At 43.5% G+C, this 17303-nt stretch carries 17 protein-coding genes; 3 read left to right on the top strand and 14 right to left on the bottom strand.

Annotated elements, in window-relative coordinates:
• Positions 1–192 precede the first annotated feature (192 nt).
• Entirely contained in the window at positions 193–1095 is a 903-nt protein-coding gene (locus tag SIN01_RS04300) for a LysR family transcriptional regulator (RefSeq protein WP_010023099.1), read from the bottom strand.
• A 151-nt stretch (positions 1096–1246) separates the two neighbouring features.
• Between SIN01_RS04300 and SIN01_RS04295 the strand changes: the two genes are divergently transcribed.
• The 3 genes from SIN01_RS04295 (at position 1247) to yidC (ending at position 3789) form a co-directional block, all read left to right on the top strand.
• Positions 1247–1630, top strand: a complete 384-nt coding sequence (locus tag SIN01_RS04295) for a CidA/LrgA family protein (RefSeq protein WP_010023097.1) — start codon at positions 1247–1249, stop codon at positions 1628–1630.
• Positions 1627–2307: an LrgB family protein gene (locus tag SIN01_RS04290; protein WP_141306004.1), complete on the top strand. Its 681-nt coding sequence runs from the start codon at positions 1627–1629 to the stop codon at positions 2305–2307. Before SIN01_RS04295 ends, SIN01_RS04290 begins: the two co-directional genes overlap by 4 nt.
• 783 nt (positions 2308–3090) lie before the next feature.
• Positions 3091–3789 (top strand): membrane protein insertase YidC, encoded by a 699-nt coding sequence (gene yidC / locus SIN01_RS04285; protein WP_010027175.1) that lies wholly within the window; start codon positions 3091–3093, stop codon positions 3787–3789.
• A gap of 88 nt (positions 3790–3877) precedes the next feature.
• Here yidC and SIN01_RS04280 read toward each other — a convergent pair whose 3' ends face one another.
• The 13 genes from SIN01_RS04280 to SIN01_RS04220 form a co-directional block, all read right to left on the bottom strand.
• Positions 3878–4147 (bottom strand): phosphocarrier protein HPr, encoded by a 270-nt coding sequence (locus tag SIN01_RS04280; protein ID WP_010027174.1) that lies wholly within the window; start codon positions 4145–4147, stop codon positions 3878–3880.
• Positions 4148–4349: 202 nt separating this feature from the next.
• On the bottom strand, positions 4350–5210 hold the full coding sequence (locus tag SIN01_RS04275; RefSeq protein WP_029548333.1) for a GRP family sugar transporter: 861 nt from the start codon (positions 5208–5210) through the stop codon (positions 4350–4352).
• A 386-nt stretch (positions 5211–5596) separates the two neighbouring features.
• Positions 5597–6385, bottom strand: a complete 789-nt coding sequence (spo0A, locus tag SIN01_RS04270; RefSeq protein ID WP_174842574.1) for a sporulation transcription factor Spo0A — start codon at positions 6383–6385, stop codon at positions 5597–5599.
• A 210-nt stretch (positions 6386–6595) separates the two neighbouring features.
• Complete coding sequence (spoIVB, locus tag SIN01_RS04265; protein WP_010027168.1) at positions 6596–7879, bottom strand: SpoIVB peptidase; 1284 nt, start codon at positions 7877–7879, stop codon at positions 6596–6598.
• A gap of 132 nt (positions 7880–8011) precedes the next feature.
• A complete protein-coding gene (recN, locus tag SIN01_RS04260; protein WP_010027167.1) occupies positions 8012–9712 on the bottom strand; it encodes a DNA repair protein RecN in 1701 nt (566 codons plus the stop codon).
• Between the two features lie 100 nt (positions 9713–9812).
• Positions 9813–10643 carry a TlyA family RNA methyltransferase gene (locus tag SIN01_RS04255; RefSeq protein ID WP_010027503.1) on the bottom strand — a complete coding sequence of 277 codons (831 nt, stop codon included), beginning with the start codon at positions 10641–10643 and terminating at the stop codon, positions 9813–9815.
• Positions 10640–12556 carry a 1-deoxy-D-xylulose-5-phosphate synthase gene (gene dxs / locus SIN01_RS04250; protein ID WP_010027504.1) on the bottom strand — a complete coding sequence of 639 codons (1917 nt, stop codon included), beginning with the start codon at positions 12554–12556 and terminating at the stop codon, positions 10640–10642. The genes SIN01_RS04255 and dxs overlap by 4 nt, the downstream gene beginning before the upstream one ends.
• A gap of 6 nt (positions 12557–12562) precedes the next feature.
• Complete coding sequence (locus SIN01_RS04245; RefSeq protein WP_047034776.1) at positions 12563–13192, bottom strand: membrane protein; 630 nt, start codon at positions 13190–13192, stop codon at positions 12563–12565.
• Positions 13193–13309: 117 nt separating this feature from the next.
• Positions 13310–13576, bottom strand: a complete 267-nt coding sequence (locus SIN01_RS04240; protein WP_010023415.1) for a hypothetical protein — start codon at positions 13574–13576, stop codon at positions 13310–13312.
• 355 nt (positions 13577–13931) lie between these two features.
• Complete coding sequence (locus SIN01_RS04235; protein ID WP_010023416.1) at positions 13932–14816, bottom strand: polyprenyl synthetase family protein; 885 nt, start codon at positions 14814–14816, stop codon at positions 13932–13934.
• Positions 14816–15070 carry an exodeoxyribonuclease VII small subunit gene (gene xseB, locus SIN01_RS04230; protein WP_010023417.1) on the bottom strand — a complete coding sequence of 85 codons (255 nt, stop codon included), beginning with the start codon at positions 15068–15070 and terminating at the stop codon, positions 14816–14818. Before xseB ends, SIN01_RS04235 begins: the two co-directional genes overlap by 1 nt.
• The gene (xseA, locus tag SIN01_RS04225; protein ID WP_029548076.1) at positions 15063–16418 is read right to left on the bottom strand and encodes an exodeoxyribonuclease VII large subunit; all 1356 of its coding nucleotides are present in this window, start codon (positions 16416–16418) and stop codon (positions 15063–15065) included. The genes xseB and xseA overlap by 8 nt, the downstream gene beginning before the upstream one ends.
• Positions 16419–16424: 6 nt before the next feature.
• Entirely contained in the window at positions 16425–17285 is an 861-nt protein-coding gene (locus SIN01_RS04220) for a bifunctional 5,10-methylenetetrahydrofolate dehydrogenase/5,10-methenyltetrahydrofolate cyclohydrolase (RefSeq protein WP_010023420.1), read from the bottom strand.
• Positions 17286–17303: the final 18 nt, after the last annotated feature.

The raw sequence follows: 17303 nt of genomic DNA, 5'->3' as shown, positions 1-17303 counted from the left end.
TCATCCATAGTCATCAAAAGCGACAACTTAAACAGTCTAACAAACCATCAATAAAATGTCAAGGCTGTTTTTCACTAGAATAACTCACTCATAACTCTAGTCACTTTACCATTAACTCGTTAATAAAGAACGTGAATCAATGGAGCAACCTAATCAATATACCAGTATGAACACTCAGTGTCAACTATTTTATTAATTCACATGACAGTCTTTCAATAGCATCCTCGTTTTGGCTACCCAGGTTCTTGCCGCATAAGATAGATAATGATTTCTTTCCCAAATCATGGACAGTCGCCAGTTCAATTCAGAGTTTTCAATCGGAAGCGTTACTATAGAGTCTATTTCTTTTTCAACTTTTTTTAAAATGCTTTCAGGCAGTAAGGCCACTCCGAATTTTTCAGAAACCATCTTCACCATAAACTCCCATTGAGAACTCTCAAAAACAATATGCGGTTGATACCCCGCCTTCTCGCAGCAAGCAATAATCATACCATGTAATGAAAATTCTTCTGGAAACAGGATGAAAGGTTCATTTCGAAGATCGAATAAATTCACATGTGTCATTTTCGCAAGCGGGCTCGACTTATGGGCAACCAGGCGCAGTTTATCTTCAAAAAACACAAAGGAATGAAACAATTCATCATTAAATTCGCCGACCGTTACGCCGACTTCCAACAGTCCTTCAGCAACCGAATCAGCTACTTTTTTTGCACCGTACTCCGCAATATTGAGATCGATACCTGGATACTCATTACGAAATTGGCTAAGTATATTAGGAAAGAATTTATACCCGATCATCGGCGGCAAACCAATGGTTAATTTTCCTCTTTTTGCATGCGTTAAATTTCCGAGTTCATCAGAAAGATGAGCAAATGACTGAACAATTTTTTGCGATTGTTCAAAAACAATTCGTCCCGCATCCGTTAATTCAATTTCTTTCCCCGTTCGATCAAGCAATACCATCCCCAGCTCATCTTCTATGTCTCGCACCATCTTACTTATTGTTGGCTGCGTTACATACAGATGGTGCGCTGCCTTGGTAAAGCTCTTTCGTACAGCCACTTCAATAAAGTAGTGTAGATGTTTAATGTCCATCTTCATTCCCCCAGCGTTTCAAACGACCTCTATAAGTTAAAGGAATACGTGTATTCCCGAAATCTATTGTACCTGCAAATTTGTATTTTGTATAATTAATTGCGATGTTTGTCATTGACGATCGTTAATTAAATAAGGAAGTGTTATTAATTTGTCAAAAGCGTTGCGAATTATTACGCAGGTTCTTTTCCTGTATCTGTTTGCATTACTTGGGAACTTTCTCGTTAAACTGCTGCACTTGCCCATTTCGGGAAGTATCCTCGGGTTGTTCATCGTCCTGGGACTCCTCCATTTTAAAGTATTAAAGCTTTCAACGGTCGAATTGGGTGCAAGTTTTCTAACATCTGAAATGCTGCTCTTTTTTATCCCATCTGCAGTTGCAATCATCCAGTACAAATCAGAGATCCTGCAGCACGGTTCCCAATTTTTAATTGTTATTTTATTGAGTACCGTTACGGTTATGGCCGTTACTGGTCTTGTCGCCCAATTTGCGATACGCAGGCTGGCAAATAAAAAAGGAGAGATTGGCCAATGATTGCCTTTATTTGCATCCTGCTTACTATTGCTGTTTATGCTGTTTCGAAATTGGTGTACAGAAAAATGAGGTTCGCTCTATTGTCACCGCTTCTCATCGCGCCATGCATTCTCTCACTGATGTTGGTCGGAGTTCATATCGATTATTCGGATTATGACAAAGGCGGTCGCTGGCTGAGCAACCTTTTACAGCCTGCGGTAGTTGGGTTTGCCGTCCCCCTGTATAAATTTCGCAAGGTGATGAAGAAATACGCAAAAATCATTGCAGTCAGCATGTCTACCGGTGTATTTGTAGCAATCATCATCTCAGGTGTGTTCAGCCACATCGTTCATTTGAATGATAACTACTTGTTGAGTTTGTTGCCAAGATCGATTACCACGCCGATCGCAATGGCTGTATCTGTCGATATTGGCGGCATGCCGACAATGACAGCAATTTTCGTTATTGTAACAGGTATTACCGGCTTGATTCTCGGACCAGCGATTATCCGATCGATGCATATTCAAGAAAAATTAGCTAAAGGACTTTTATTGGGCATGGGTGCGCATGGAGCAGGCACATCAAAAGCGCTTGAATTTGGCAGCGAAGAAGGTGCAGCAGCAAGTCTTGCCATGGTATTGGCGGCTATTATCACTCTGGTGTTTGCACCAATATTAACCCCGCTCATTCTCTTATAAATTCTCTATAAACGAAAGCAAGGTCTCCGATAAATCATCGGGGATCTTTTTTCTCACAGGTAAAGAAAGTTTATGATTTTGCCCCTTCTTCAAACCAATAGACCAGTGTCTTGGCTAAGAATCAAAGCTGAGGTGCTCTGGCGCCTGCGGGGACAGCGTGCCAGCGAGACCCCGCAGTTTTCTGTTTGTCTGAGGAGGCTCGCGGTGCGCCCGCGGCAAGCGAGTAACCGAAGCGACGTTCGTGCACAACGCGGAAGCCACCGCATCCTGCGGAAGTAAGGACCGGGCGCTTTTCGCCTGGTTTTTCTCAATCAATACTTCTTTAACCAATCAACAGAACAAGCAAGTCATGCAGAGATCCGATAACGCACCGACTAATCGAACTGATTTTCAGGGTGAGTACTCCTTATCCTCTTAGTGTGCTATGATTTGCGTAGCAGCTTCGGAAAGGCAGGTGAGCGCAATCCTTGATCTGTGTACTTATTTATTAAACGACCCCACGTTCCCTACCCTGCTACTCATTTTTGAGCTGTCCCTTTGCCTTAGCAGACAGGCATTTGCCCGGCAGTATGCTTCGTTCAAAAATGATTATTGCGATCAGACTGTTCGGTCACATATCCATGCGGGACCGGAACGCCTCAATCGCGCTCAGTGGCAGCATCAATTGATCCGCTGCTTAGTTCGATCAATAATGCGACGCGATGCCGCAGCAACCGATTCAGAGAGTGATTGCCTGCTCCTAGCTCCTTAACCGTTACACCAACAGCTAGGAGGAAACGCGAAATGAAAATGCTCATTGAACCTTTCACAATCATGATTCAAAGTACGGCATCTCTTTTTAATCATAATTACGGAATGGCGATTATTATTTTGACACTGTTGATTCGCTTTCTGCTTGCACCGCTCATGGTTCGGCAAACCATTCGGCAATTCGATACGAAACAAAAGATGGACAAACTAAAGCCTGAGTTGAGTCAAATTCAGAAAAGAATGGCTGATACTGCAAATCCTGAAGAAAAACAAAAAATTCAGATGGAAATGATGGCGCTCTACAAAAAGCATGGCATCAACCCTCTGTCTGCAGTAGGGTGCTTGCCCATACTCATTCAAATGCCACTCTTGATGGGCTTTTACTACGCAATCCGCAGTTCGAAGGAGATTGCCGCACATCACTTCCTGTGGTTTAGCTTAGGACATACAGATCTCACACTGACGATCATTGCCGGTATTGTCTATTTTGTTCAATTTAAGGTTAGTCAAAAACTGCTTATTCCATCGTCCGGTTCCGAAGCGCCGAACCATTCAATGCAGTGGATCGGATTAATTTCGCCGATTATGATTGTATTTGCGTCACTATCCACATCTGCTGCTCTACCTTTATATTGGGTTGTAGGCGGGTTGTTTCTGATCGTGCAAACATGCATTACTTCAGCATTGCTGCATCAGCGAATGAAAAATGTATCAGTAGTGCAACAATCATAAAGGCGCCTTGTCCTTTCGTCAATCACATAACGAAAAAGCGGTGGATTTGAGATTTCTCAAACCCACCGCTTTTTATGATGCTAAGTAATTATTTTTCTTTGCCGATACCTTGAGCTGAGATGACATTGCTAATTGCAGCTGCAGCTTCATCAGCGTCTGAACCTTCAGTTACAACCTTAAATTCAGCGCCTTGCATAATGCCAAGAGCCATGACACCCATGATACTCTTCAGGTTTGCTTTCTTGCCATTATATTCAATATTAATGTTCGATTCGAACTTGCTTGCTTCGCTTACAAGCACAGTAGCCGGACGTGCATGGATACCTGTTTCATCAGTGACAACAAACGTTTTTTCCATTTTCTACTCGCTCCATTCATTTGCATAAAATTTAAGTTTCTGCAGAATTCACAGAAGTAAACCCTGCTCTATCTTTCAAAGAACCGTTTTCATCTTAATAGACGACAAGATCCTTCAAATAGCTTAATTATATTTTAGCATTCATTTCCGCGGATGTCATGACCTAACATTAAAAAAATAAAAAGTCTTTGATCCACATTGATTATTTTTTCGTCATTCCCAACAATATTCCGCCAACAATGATCAAAAAGCAGCCTATGAGAAGCATCACCATTTGATGTTTCGACTTCTTCTCTCCTAGAATAAAAATGCCACCAAGCGTCGACAGCACCGTTCCGATTTGTGACATAGAGAAACTAATCGCGACACCTTCCATTTTCGTTGCAATTAATAACGCAAGATTTCCGCCTGCCCACATCAACCCGGAAATGGTGTTAAAGAATGTGTGCCGGTCATACAAGGATTTAACCTGTTTCCCAGACAATAAAAGAGCACCAATGAGCATACCAATGGATTGAGGAAGAACTGCCGACCAGCCATTAATATCGAAAATTCTCAAGATGACCAAATATGATATATAACCTAGTGTCGACACAATAAGCAGAAAAATTCCCCGGATCAGTGAATTATCGTTCGACTCTTTCGCATTCTGCTCTTTTGATGTAAACAATACGCCAATAATAATGCATACAACAGCGCTGATGCCCAGAACCATTCGCAGTGTCGTATTCCATTCATGAAACAGAAAAATACCAAACAACGCAGCACCTGCGAGCTGCATCCCGGTAGAAAGCGGCATTGTCTTCGAGACGCCAAGCAGCTTCATTGCAGCGAATTGATGGAACTGCCCAACTGCCCAGCACAACCCGGAGATCAAACTAATCACAATGATTGTAGCATTGATCTCTGGGCTGAAAAACAGAAACACCATCATTGAAAAACAAAACGCACCGATTGTCATCCCAAATACCTGGTGATGCGGTGTTCCGCCCACCTTCGCGCTAACTAACGGAAGTGTTCCCCATAGGAGCGCCGGGATAAGTGCAATCAACAAACCAGTCAAATCTTCACCTTCCAAAGCTACACCATCATCAGTAACGAAGCATGAAACACAAACTTTTTACTTTTATGTTTGCACCACTTGACCTTATGTATGCCATAAAAATGAAAACGGTTAGCAGTTTTTTAGACAAGATAAACTATATCATATAATTGCTTTTTCGTGGCAATTTTTTCGAAATGGTTTTTCAAAAATAGTATTGAAAGAAAAAATGTATTTCATTCACTTTTGCCTTTTAAAAATAGATTTCTCCCTTAGAGTACAGCCGTGTTTTGTTGTTCTGCATGTAAAAAAAACATGCACTCGAAAGAGCGTCTCAAGGTCACCAAAGACCTTGAGACGCTCTTTCCAAAGTGCTGCTCTATATTCAACCAGATAATCCCATCGCTTCACAAAATCTTCATCGATTCTTCCGCGCGGTTTTCAATCCGAAGTTTGTCGGCGACCATGGCGATGAATTCCGAATTTGTGGGTTTTGCTTTAGACATTGATACCGTGTAGCCGAACAGCTGCGCGATTGACTCAACGTTTCCTCTGCTCCAAGCAACTTCGATCGCATGACGGATCGCACGTTCGACACGGCTGGGCGTCGTTTTGTATTTTTTTGCGATATCCGGATACAGGACTTTGGTAATCGAACCGAGCAATTCAATATCATGATAGACCATCGAGATGGCCTCCCGCAGATACATATACCCTTTGATATGTGCAGGCACGCCAATCTCATGAATAATATCAGTGATACTTGCGTTCAGATCATGGTTTTTCTCCACTGTCGTCTGTCTCTGTAGCGAACGCGATGTAAAAACAGGATTTGCTGCTTTTTTTCCAGCCACCTGACGAATATGATTCGCTAAGTTAGGCATATCAAAAGGCTTTAGAATAAAATAAGAAGCACCAAGTTCTACAGCTTTTTTCGTCACATCTTCTTGCCCGAAGGCAGTCAGCATAATAATTCCGGGTTTTGGTAGTTCTGGGTTCGAATGAATTTGTTCCAGCACCCCGAGCCCGTCAAGATGTGGCATAATAATATCCAATAAAAGTACATCGGGCGTCATGTTTTTCAGCATTTCTAAGCAATCTTGACCGTTACTCGCTGTACCAATAACTTCAATATCGTCTTGAGATTTTAAATACTCGTTAATTAGCATGATCAGTTCCTTGTTATCGTCGGTCATGCAGACCTTTATTGTTTGCAACACAAAATCCCCCTTGTCGATAATTCTACATTAATGATTTCGACAAGAGGGTAAGGTATCCTTTTTATTCTTATTCACTTCAATCCATTTTTTTCTTCCTAATTCTTCTTTTTAACAGGTAATCCGTTTCAATTATTATTTATTCGACAAGAATCAGCATGAACTTGTCGAATTATTTTTCACTTGTGATCAGCTTGCTATTTGTTTTTGCAAAGCTGAGTGTTGCGTGTCCTGTAATCCTGCTTCATGGATCATCCATTCAATATGCACGCCATATCCACTGGTCGGATCATTGACAAATACATGAGTGACCGCTCCAATCAGCTTGCCGTTTTGGATGATCGGACTTCCGCTCATTCCTTGTACAATTCCTCCGGTTGCTTTCAGCAGCTTTGGATCTGTAATTTTAAGAACCAAACCTTTCGTTGCTGCATGTTTTTGCGGGATTGAATTCAATATGCGAATATCAAATGCTTCAACTTTATTGCCGTTGAGAACCGTTAAGATTTGCGCCGGACCTTCCTGCACTTGGCTTGCTGTAGCAATCGGCATGGCTTTTTGAAGCATATCCGAACGAGTCAAATAATTTTTTTGCATCTTTCCATAAATGCCAAAAGGGGTATTTTTTGATACCGAGCCAATACTTAGGGCATTTTCTGGAAAAAAGGCTATTTTTTCTCCAGGCTTCCCCTCCTGGCCGCGATCAATTGCCTGCACAATTGATCGTACAATGCGCCCGTTTTTAACCATGATCGGCTGGCCGGTGTCACGATCAGCAATGACATGCCCCAGTGCTCCGTAGGAACCGGAAATCGGGTCGTAAAAAGTCATCGTTCCAATTCCGGAAGCAGAGTCTCGAATAAACAACCCCAGTTGGCAACGCTGATTTGCTGCATCCATAATCGGCGTTAATTTTTTCTCCATCGTTGATCTTTGCCGAATCAAGGTTACGTGAACTGGCTTTTCTTGATTCATATGGGTCATCAATTTGCGCACATCATTAATTGAACCAATTTGTCGTCCATTAATTTTTGTAATCACATCACCGACTCGAATACCTGCGGACTCACCCGGCGATGATTCGCCTTTTGAAGTGGTAACCAGATGATAGCCGACAACCAGTACACCTTTTGTATTAAGCTGAACGCCAATGGACTGGCCGCCCGGAATCAGTCGAATATCTTTTTTTGGCAACAGTACAGGCAGCGAAACAGAACCAGCGACTGTGTCATTTTGTTCCGTTTCTCTCCATTTATGGACCGTTTCGAGCTTCTTTTTCTTAGTTAACATAGCGATCGGCGAACCGCTTGTTAATTCTGCTCGTAATTGAAAACGCTCTGCATGTATCACCTCTGTATGTTTGCTCAGTTGCGAAACAAACGGGTTTGCCTTTATTCCTGAGACGAATCCGATCATTAGGAAACCGAGTAAAACCCAACCAAACACGAATCCCAGCTTATTTCTTTTGTTCATAACTCACTCTCCTCGCTCCAAAACCGCACCTTGTCTTGCAGTGCATTTATTAAAATTGCCTGAGCAGAGGAGAATTATGAGTGATGCGACTCAGGGATTAATTCCAGTATAGGATGACGATACCAATATTGATTACTGTTTGATTTTATCCGCCATTTGAATTAATTCCTTTGCATGTTCCCGAGCAAGATCAGTCATCAGCGGACCCGAAATCATTCTGCTAATTTCTTGTACTTTTTCAGCATCATCCAATGTTTTGACATGCGTATGCGTACGTTCATCTTTAGTCACGTACTTTTCAATAGAGATATGCTGATCAGCCATGGCTGCAACTTGAGGCAGATGGGTGATACAAAATACTTGAGCATTTTGAGAAAGTGAACTGATTTTCTCCGCCATGGCTTGTGCTGCTTGGCCGCTGACCCCAGTGTCCACTTCATCAAAAACAATGGTTACCGGACCAATCACTTTTCTGAACACCGTCTTCATTGCAAGCATCACGCGTGAAAGCTCGCCACCTGAGGCAACCTTTGCCAGCGGCTTGAACGGTTCACCGGGATTTGTGGTTATATAAAAGGAAACATGATCAATTCCTTCTGAACCAAATCCGGAAAACGACTCAAGATTTCCATTCATATTCACGTGAAGGTCAATCAATGCATGCTCCATACACAGATCCTTAAACTCATGATTGATGGCACGCGCCAGTTTCCCGCTTGTTTGTTTTCGTGCTCTGGATAATTGTACGGCGCGGTCTCTTAATACACCAATTTCAGCTTTCAATGCTTCATGCAGGACATCGAAATTTTGGTCGCGTGAATTCAAGTCATCGAGTTCTTTTTTTATTTGCACATAATAAGTTAAAATTTCGTCCACATTATTTCCATATTTTCTTTTCAAAAGCTGAATTTCATTTAAGCGCGCTTCAATTTCATTCAGCCGTTCCGGATTGTACTCCATCTGCTCCAAATAATTTCGGATCGATGAGGCTTGCTCTTCCAGCAAATAGAAGCAATTCGAGACAGACTCAGAAAAATGATTCAGTTCAGGATCGAGATCGCGAATCGAGTCAAGGCTGGAAGCGGTTTGGCGAAGCAGATCCAAAGCCGCATGATCACCATCAAGTGCGCCATAGCTGGAATTAAGCGCTTGAAATACCTTTTCATAATTCAACAGCTTTCTTTTTTCCTCGAGCAGTTGCTCCTCTTCATCCTTCTGCAGATGACCGGCTTCAATATCCTTTATCTGATAGTGAAGCAAATCGACACGCTGCGCCACTTCTTTTTCGTCCTGATTATAGCGGCTGCATTGCGCGGCAAGCTTGGTCGCCTTTTGATATTCTTCCGTATAAGCTTGTTTTAGCTTTTCAATAGCCGATCCTCCAAATCGATCAACAAAGTCAAGATGTTTCGAAGGATCGAGAAGGCGCTGATGTTCGTGCTGTCCATGAATGTCAATCAGAAGCGCACCGAACTGTTGCAGAACGGACTGAGTCACGAGCTTGCCGTTTACACGGCAGACACTTTTTCCTGTATGTGCGATATCGCGTCTAAGGATTAACTGGTCATCGGTTTGATCAAAGCCTAACTGATCAAGCAATTTAATGACCCGATCATTATTTTCGATATCAAATAACGCTTCAAGCTCCGCCTTTTTTGCACCATGCCGGACATATTCAGCTGAGCCGCGTGCTCCGCCAAGCAAGGCAATTGCATCAATAATGATTGACTTTCCCGCACCGGTTTCACCAGTGAATACAGTCAGTCCGTCTTCAAAAGACACATTCAGTTTGTCTATAATTGCGAAATTTATGATTTGAAGTTCTGTTAGCACATGGAAACACCTCTTTGATTCGAACATTCGTTCTCTTCTATTTTCCACTGTTTTCCTAAATTCGTCAATAAAAAAAATAAGGAACAAACCTTTTTTCGGTTTATGCCTTATTTTTTTTCTGTTTAAAATTAGTATGTGCCAAGCGAACAACCTCTTCAGGCCTGATTTGAAGTAAATGCTTAGCCCGACCTTTTTCCGAACGTAGATGAGCAAGAAATTCTATATTTCCATCTCCGCCAGTAATTGGTGAGAAGTCAAGATCCAGCAAAGTATACCCGCAGCTCAGCGCAAACTCCAGAATATCATTGATCACTGCCAAATGAGTTTTCGGATCGTGAACAATTCCTTTCTTTCCGACTTCATCACGGCCGGCTTCAAATTGAGGCTTAATTAAGCAGACAACCTCGCCTTTATCCTTTAAAATGTCAATCAATGTCGGTAGAATTTTTTTCAAAGATATAAACGAAACATCAATGGACGCAAAATCAGGAGGCCCCACCTGAAAATTATCGAGCTTGCAGTAGCGAAAATTCGTTTTCTCCATGACAATGACCCTCGGATCACTGCGCAACTTCCAGGCAAGTTGATTGAATCCAACATCAAGGGCATAAACTTTTGCGGCTCCATTTTGCAACGCACAATCGGTAAAACCGCCTGTTGACGCACCAATATCAAGCATTAACAATCCATTTAAGTTAAGATGAAAGACCTCTAATGCTTTCTCAAGCTTCAAGCCTCCTCTGCCAACATAAGGCAGTGGATTTCCTTTAACCGTAAATTGAAGTGCACGGTCAACCTTGCTCCCCGGTTTATCAACACGCTGCTCATCATGATAAACCATCCCCGCCATGACTGCTCGCTGCGCTTTCTCGCGCGAGTCAAATAACCCTTGTCTCACGAGGAGAACGTCGACCCTTTCTTTATCTCTCATGATGTAAAAACCTTTCTGAGCTGATTTCGATGTGTTTGCTCATGGATCATCTTTTTCACTCGATGAGCGATTTGTTCAGCAGTTAAGCCAAGCTCGTTTAACAGTTCCTTTACAGAGCCGTGTTCCACGAAGCGGTCTTCAATCCCCATACGTTCGATTACCAAATCATGAACACCATGATCATGATAATATTCGAGCACTCCTGAGCCAAAACCACCGGCAAGCATTCCCTCTTCAACCGTTAAAATCGGCGTCTGCTGTTTCGCAATTTGGTCGAGCATCCGGCCATCCATCGGTTTAATAAAGCGTGCATTGACAATGCTCAGGTGAAATCCTTCAGATTCAAGCTGTTTTGCGGCAGCGACTGCAACCTGCAGCATTGGTCCAAAGGCAAGCACCGTTGCATCTGTTCCGTCACGAAGCACTTCCCACGAACCGATAGTCAACGCTTCAGGTTTTCCTTTCATTGGGACACCAATACCATTTCCGCGCGGGTAGCGAACGGCAATCGGTCCTTTATTATAGTGAATGGCTGTATAGACCATATTTCTTAATTCGCTTTCATCTTTGCCCATCATCACGACAAGGTTAGGCAAGGCACGCAAGAAGCCAATATCGAAAACACCTTGATGTGTTTCTCCATCGGCACCAACAAGGCCCGCACGGTCGACTGCAAGCACCACATTAAGATTCTGTCTGCACAGATCATGGACCAATTGATCATAAGCGCGCTGCATAAATGTTGAGTAGATCGACAATACCGGTTTCATATTCTGGGTTGCAAGTCCTGCAGCAAAGGTGGCGGCATGCTGCTCTGCAATGCCGACATCAAACAAACGATCAGGGAACTCCTGGGCAAAACCTTCGAGCTTTGAACCGACTACCATTGCCGGCGAAACAACGACGATGCGTTCATCATGGCGCGCAAGTTCCTGCAACTCATCGTTGACCACTTGACTGTACGCCGGTGCAAGTGCAGCGGGCTTTATAAAGGCACCGGATTCTATTTTATAGGGACCGGTGCCATGCCATGTACCGATCTCATCCATTTCAGCCGGCCGATACCCTTTTCCTTTTTGGGTCAGCACATGAATCAGAACCGGTCCTTTCCGCTTCTGTGCGTAGTTTAAATTATCAATCAGTGCGTTTATGTTATGCCCATCGACTGGACCAAGATAAGTAATTCCCAGTTCTTCAAAAAACACACCGGAGACGAGCAAGTATTTTAATCGATCTTTTAATCCTTCTGCAACGGAGGCCAGTTTTCCGCCAAATGCAGGGATTTTCTTCATCAAGTATTCTAGATCTTCTTTTGCGCGATTATATTTATTTGCCGAACGAATTCGATTCAGCATATTATGAAGAGCACCAACATTCGGCGCAATCGACATCTCATTATCATTCAAAACAATAATCATATTCCTGTTTTGGTGTCCGATATCGTTCAATGCTTCAAGTGCCATTCCGCCTGTCAGCGCTCCATCGCCAATAACCGCGACCACATCAAAATGTTCGTGCTTAAGATCACGAGCAACAGCCATTCCGAGCGCTGCCGACAGTGACGTCGAACTGTGCCCGGTCTCCCATACGTCGTGCTTGCTCTCGCTTCTCTTGGGAAATCCACACAGCCCCTTGTGTTGTCTCAGCGTATCAAATTGATCGCCGCGCCCGGTCAGGATTTTATGCACATAGGACTGGTGACCGACATCCCAGATCAGTTTATCCACGGGACTATGAAAAACTTTATGAAGTGCAAGCGTCAATTCAACAACACCCAGGTTGGGTGCAAGGTGTCCGCCGGTTTTGGAAAGCTTCTGAATTAAAAATGAGCGAATATCATCGGCAAGCTCAGTCATTTGATCAACGGACAGTTTCTTAAGAAACTTAGGATTCTTTATTGTCGATACATCCATGATTTATCACACGTCCCTCTTTGCCGATTTTTTCTTCTTTCCCTTCTTTTTTTTCTTCTTATCAAGAAGCTTTAAGATAGGGATATGAAGATGATCTTCTGTGAAGTACATGACGTAGCCCACTCGATAAATAATTTTCGTTGCATTTTTGATGGCGAAGCCTTTTCCCAATGCTTTGACAAAAACAGTAAATGCTGCAACACAGCTCGTCACAATCACAGAAATGATATACTCGGCAACACCACTCTTATTGTAAACGAGGAGCGCCATCAATTCTACTACAACGACTGAAGCTGCCGTACCACTGATAATTGCTGCTGCGTCACCAATTACATCGGTACAAAATGTATTCACGCGGTCCGCATTTTTCGTAAGCCAAACCGAGAATTTCGCACCCTTCATTCCTTTAGAAGCGATGGCATGAAAAGGAGCTTCACTTGAAGCTGTCGCGGCAACACCGATAATATCAAAGAAAAGGGCGATCAGAATAATGACCAGGACAACAATCGTACCGCTGAAAACATTTGCATTACTGAGCACAGCTGTAGATGCAATTGAAAAAATAGCCGCTAGCACAAATGTGATAACAGCTAATGGCAATGCCCATCTTAAAGCTTTTTTTAAATCGTTTTTCATGCGTATTCCGATCATCTTTTTATCTAGACCGAAATTCTCACATCCTTAAATAAATTATAAGATAATCATTAAAGAAAATTATGTATGTGAGGTCGTTCGAAAAGTAAACATTGCGGCTTAGGTCCAGTAGGTTTTCCCGTCAAATTGCCTGTTGTCGCCAAGCAGGTAGTTTCCTATTAAAATTTGACCGATGTTGTCGCCATACATCGAACTGGAACGCCACTTAGACCGCACCATAATCCTTTTCGAACGCTGCAGTGATGCAGACAGTCTAGGAGATTTCCTCAAGCACTCTTGAAGCTTTGCTCTAGCCTCTTTTGCAGAATTGATTTCAGGAAGACGTCCCTTTTCCCACTGGCCAAGCAGGTCAAAGTTATTCGCCATCCATCCCCTCTTTCCCACTCAAGGCAGGCTACGCTGTTCGCTTTTCCTAAATTGTTCAAGTACTGACGAAACAGGTTTTCCACATAGTTATTGCACAAAGCAAACAACGTACGTGTCTCCACGGGCGCAGGGTCTTCGCCCACATGCCGTTGCGGATCGCCCTACGCCCTTTACTCCCAGCACCAACCCAAAGCTGGGCGCCTTAAGCCGACACCAGGAACTTCATCGATGTGCCCTTTGACGGATTTTTAGCCCCGTCTTCAAGCAAAGTAGAGTGACTAGAATACTGCACCTTCATTGATAGTGCAATTAAGTTTATCACAAAAGATACAAACGCTCAAATCCTTTTGACCATTTAATGCGTTCGTTTTTCCAAATAGCGTGCAAGATCTCCGAGCAATCCGTCTTCAAAACCTAATTCCTTTAAATTGGCAAGTGCCTGCTTAACTTCCTGTGCAAGTTTTTCTTTTGCACCGTCAACACGCAGCAGACTTACATACGTGTTTTTCTTGTTGGCAAGATCGCTTCCAATCGTTTTACCTAATGCTTCTTCGTCGCCAACCACGTCGAGAATATCGTCACCAATCTGAAACGCTAGTCCCAAGTGCTCCGAATAGCGAATCAGTGCTTCCGTTTGCAGCTCAGTTGCCTCCGCAATGATGGCTGCCGCCTCGACAGGAAATCGGATCAATGCTCCAGTCTTTCTTTTGTGAATCGACATCAGTTCTTCTAAATGCAGCAATTTACCCTCAGCTTCAAGATCATCTTCCTGGCCGCCTACCATACCCTCCGGACCTGCTGCTTTTGCCAACATGCCGATAAGCGCTACTCTAACTGCTGCATCCAGTCTTTGATCATCAGCGACCATTTGAAAAGCCGCGGTCAGTAATCCGTCGCCGGCGAGTACGGCGGTACCATCGCCATACACCACATGGTTTGTTGGTTGTCCGCGCCTCAATGTATCATTATCCATTGCAGGAAGATCATCATGGATGAGTGAGTACGTATGTATCATTTCAAGTCCCAGTGCAGTCTTTAACCCCAATTTTTCATCCCTACCAAAGGAATGAAGCGTTGCAAAAAGCAAGATCGGTCGAATTCGTTTTCCGCCCGCTTTTATCGAATAAAGCATTGAATTCTTTAACTTTGGCGTTATGGATGCGTGATCAAACAGCTTCGCGAGCTGATCGTCAAACCATTCCTTCTTCTCAGCTAGGTAAGCATTCAGTGCTTCGTTCATTATTCGTCATCTCCCTGGACAGAAAAAGGGCGTGTTTCCCCATCCGGAGTTAGCAGTTGATCCATTTTCTTTTCGACAGACTCCAGCTTATCGTGACAAATCTTGGATAAAGCCATACCTTCTTGAAACAGTCCAATAGCTTTCTCCAAAGGTACATCGTTTTCTTCCAATTGTTTGACAATCTGATCAAGCTGATCCATCGCATCCTCAAAAGCTGGCGCTTTCGTTTGATCTTGTTCAAAAGATTCACTCATTCGTCTTCGCCTCCTCAATTCCCCATACTTGGCAGTCTATGGATCCATCATGCATCCTCAAATTAATCATATCACCCGGTTCAATCGCACGCACCGATTTAATCAGATGCTCTTCTTTATCAAACGCGAGCCCGTAGCCGCGTCCCATAATTTTAAGCGGGCTCAAATGGTTTAACTGATCAATCCTGTGCTCAAAAAGTGCCTGCTTCTGTTTGAAATGAGCAGAAAAAGAACGGGCAAGTTGGCGTTCCCGATCATTGAACCGTTCTTTGGCACGCGCAACAAGCTGATTTGGCTTGCTTTGACTGAGCAGACGTTCCACCATGCCCAGCCGATCACGCTTCCGTTGAACAGTCATTTGAAACGCACCGCGCAACCGTTCAATAAGCCGGTCACATTCTTGTTCTTTCTGAAGCACAAGCTGAGCAGGATAGCGAAAAGCATAGGATTGTTGCAGGTGCTCCAATCGATTCTTCGCCTCACGAATTTTGCCGCGAACGGCTTGTCCGAGTTGAGATTCTGTCTGTGCGAGTCTTCGTTGAAGCTCAATACGACTTGGAACCGCAAATTCACCGGCTGCCGTTGGCGTAGGGGCCCTTTTATCAGCAACGAAATCGGCAATTGTAAAGTCGGTCTCATGTCCCACAGCAGAAATTACAGGTATCTGTGACTGAAAAATGGCATGAGCAACAATTTCTTCATTGAAGGCCCACAGATCTTCAATGGATCCGCCACCGCGCCCAACAATTAAAACATCGAAACGAGTGTACCGATTGGCCTGATCAATTGCTGCAGCGATTGAAGCTGCGGCTCCCGCTCCTTGGACAAGTACTGGAAAAACGGTCAAGCGTGCCGCTGGAAATCTGCGCTTAATCGTTGTAAACAAGTCTCGTATGGCTGCACCTGTGGGTGAGGTTATTATAGCAATTTCATGTGCTGCTTTTGGAAGCGGCTTTTTGAGCGTCTCATCAAACATGCCCTCCGCCTGAAGTTTCTTCTTCAGCGCTTCATAAGCGAGATAAAGTCTGCCTAGCCCATCCTGCTCCATTTCTCGGATATAGATCTGATATTCACCATAAGGTTCGTATAAAGCGACAGATCCTTGGATGAGCACTTTCATTCCGTCTTCAGGTTCAAAGGTCAATCGGCGTGCATTTCCGGCAAACATTACTGCGCGAATCCGTGCATTTTTATCTTTTATTGTCAGATACAAATGACCGCGTGAATGCCGTTTATAATTAGAAATTTCCCCTCGCAACCAAACATGTTGAAGCTGTCCGTTGGTTTCAAGAAGCTGTTTGATATAGCGCGTCAATTTGGTAACACTAACATAGCGTTCATTTTCCATAAGCAATCAGATTCCCTTTTCCATTTGTCGCATTGCAGCGGTCAATGTATTTTCCAATAGCATGACTCGGGTCATCGGGCCCACTCCGCCAGGCACCGGGGTAAGATAACCTGCCTTTTCCTTCACCTCATCAAATGCCACATCACCAACCAATTTTCCTCTTGCATTTCGATTCATGCCAACATCGATCACAACAGCCCCCGGTTTAATATCATCAGCATGAATCAGTGATGCTTTGCCCGCTGCAACAATCAATAGATCTGCTTGCTTCGTATACAATGATAACGGTTTTGACTTAGAATGACAGACTGTGACGGTTGCGTCGCGGCTTAGAAAAAGCAGTGAAACCGGTTTACCGACACTATTACTTCGACCAACGATGACAACATGCTTGCCTGCGATTGGTAAATGAATTGTTTTCAGCATCTCTAAAATTCCTGCAGCTGTACATGAAACGAACCCCGGCTGTCCTGTCACGATTCGCCCAATATTTATTGGGTGAAAGCCATCAACATCTTTTTCAGGACTGATCGCTTGAACCACTCTTTGTTCTGAAATATGACTTGGCAACGGCAATTGAACAAGAATGGCGTGGATGCTGCGATCAACATTAAGCTGGTGAATTTGATTAAGAAGTTCAGCTTCAGTAATATCTCCTGATAAACGAATTAATTGTGAATGAATGCCCACTTCCCGACAATCGCTTACTTTCCCCTTCACATAAGAGACTGATGCAGGATGATCGCCAATAAGAAGGACAGCCAGCCCAGGTGTCGTTCCTTTTCGTTTCATTAATTCAACCTGAGCGATCATTGCTTTTCTTTTTTCTGCAGCTATTGCCTTGCCGTTTATGAGTTGTGCACTCATACTCTATCATCCTTTACA

The sequence above is a fragment of the Sporolactobacillus inulinus genome (assembly GCF_006539285.1).
GTDB lineage: Bacteria > Bacillota > Bacilli > Bacillales > Sporolactobacillaceae > Sporolactobacillus > Sporolactobacillus inulinus.
Note: the sequence above shows the minus strand (reverse complement) of the source record. Positions and strands in the feature narration are given on the sequence as shown.

Coding starts and splice junctions, on each gene's coding strand:
- SIN01_RS04290 (WP_141306004.1), top strand. CDS start 1,627: ATGATTGCCTTTATTTGCATCCTGCTTACTATTGCTGTTTATGCTGTT.
- SIN01_RS04280 (WP_010027174.1), bottom strand. CDS start 4,147: ATGGAAAAAACGTTTGTTGTCACTGATGAAACAGGTATCCATGCACGT.
- SIN01_RS04245 (WP_047034776.1), bottom strand. CDS start 13,192: ATGAAAAACGATTTAAAAAAAGCTTTAAGATGGGCATTGCCATTAGCT.
- xseA (WP_029548076.1), bottom strand. CDS start 16,418: ATGGAAAATGAACGCTATGTTAGTGTTACCAAATTGACGCGCTATATC.
- spo0A (WP_174842574.1), bottom strand. CDS start 6,385: ATGACCGACGATAACAAGGAACTGATCATGCTAATTAACGAGTATTTA.
- SIN01_RS04255 (WP_010027503.1), bottom strand. CDS start 10,643: ATGAGAGATAAAGAAAGGGTCGACGTTCTCCTCGTGAGACAAGGGTTA.
- SIN01_RS04235 (WP_010023416.1), bottom strand. CDS start 14,816: ATGAACGAAGCACTGAATGCTTACCTAGCTGAGAAGAAGGAATGGTTT.
- SIN01_RS04300 (WP_010023099.1), bottom strand. CDS start 1,095: ATGGACATTAAACATCTACACTACTTTATTGAAGTGGCTGTACGAAAG.
- yidC (WP_010027175.1), top strand. CDS start 3,091: ATGAAAATGCTCATTGAACCTTTCACAATCATGATTCAAAGTACGGCA.
- SIN01_RS04220 (WP_010023420.1), bottom strand. CDS start 17,285: ATGAGTGCACAACTCATAAACGGCAAGGCAATAGCTGCAGAAAAAAGA.
- xseB (WP_010023417.1), bottom strand. CDS start 15,070: ATGAGTGAATCTTTTGAACAAGATCAAACGAAAGCGCCAGCTTTTGAG.
- dxs (WP_010027504.1), bottom strand. CDS start 12,556: ATGGATGTATCGACAATAAAGAATCCTAAGTTTCTTAAGAAACTGTCC.
- spoIVB (WP_010027168.1), bottom strand. CDS start 7,879: ATGAACAAAAGAAATAAGCTGGGATTCGTGTTTGGTTGGGTTTTACTC.
- SIN01_RS04240 (WP_010023415.1), bottom strand. CDS start 13,576: ATGGCGAATAACTTTGACCTGCTTGGCCAGTGGGAAAAGGGACGTCTT.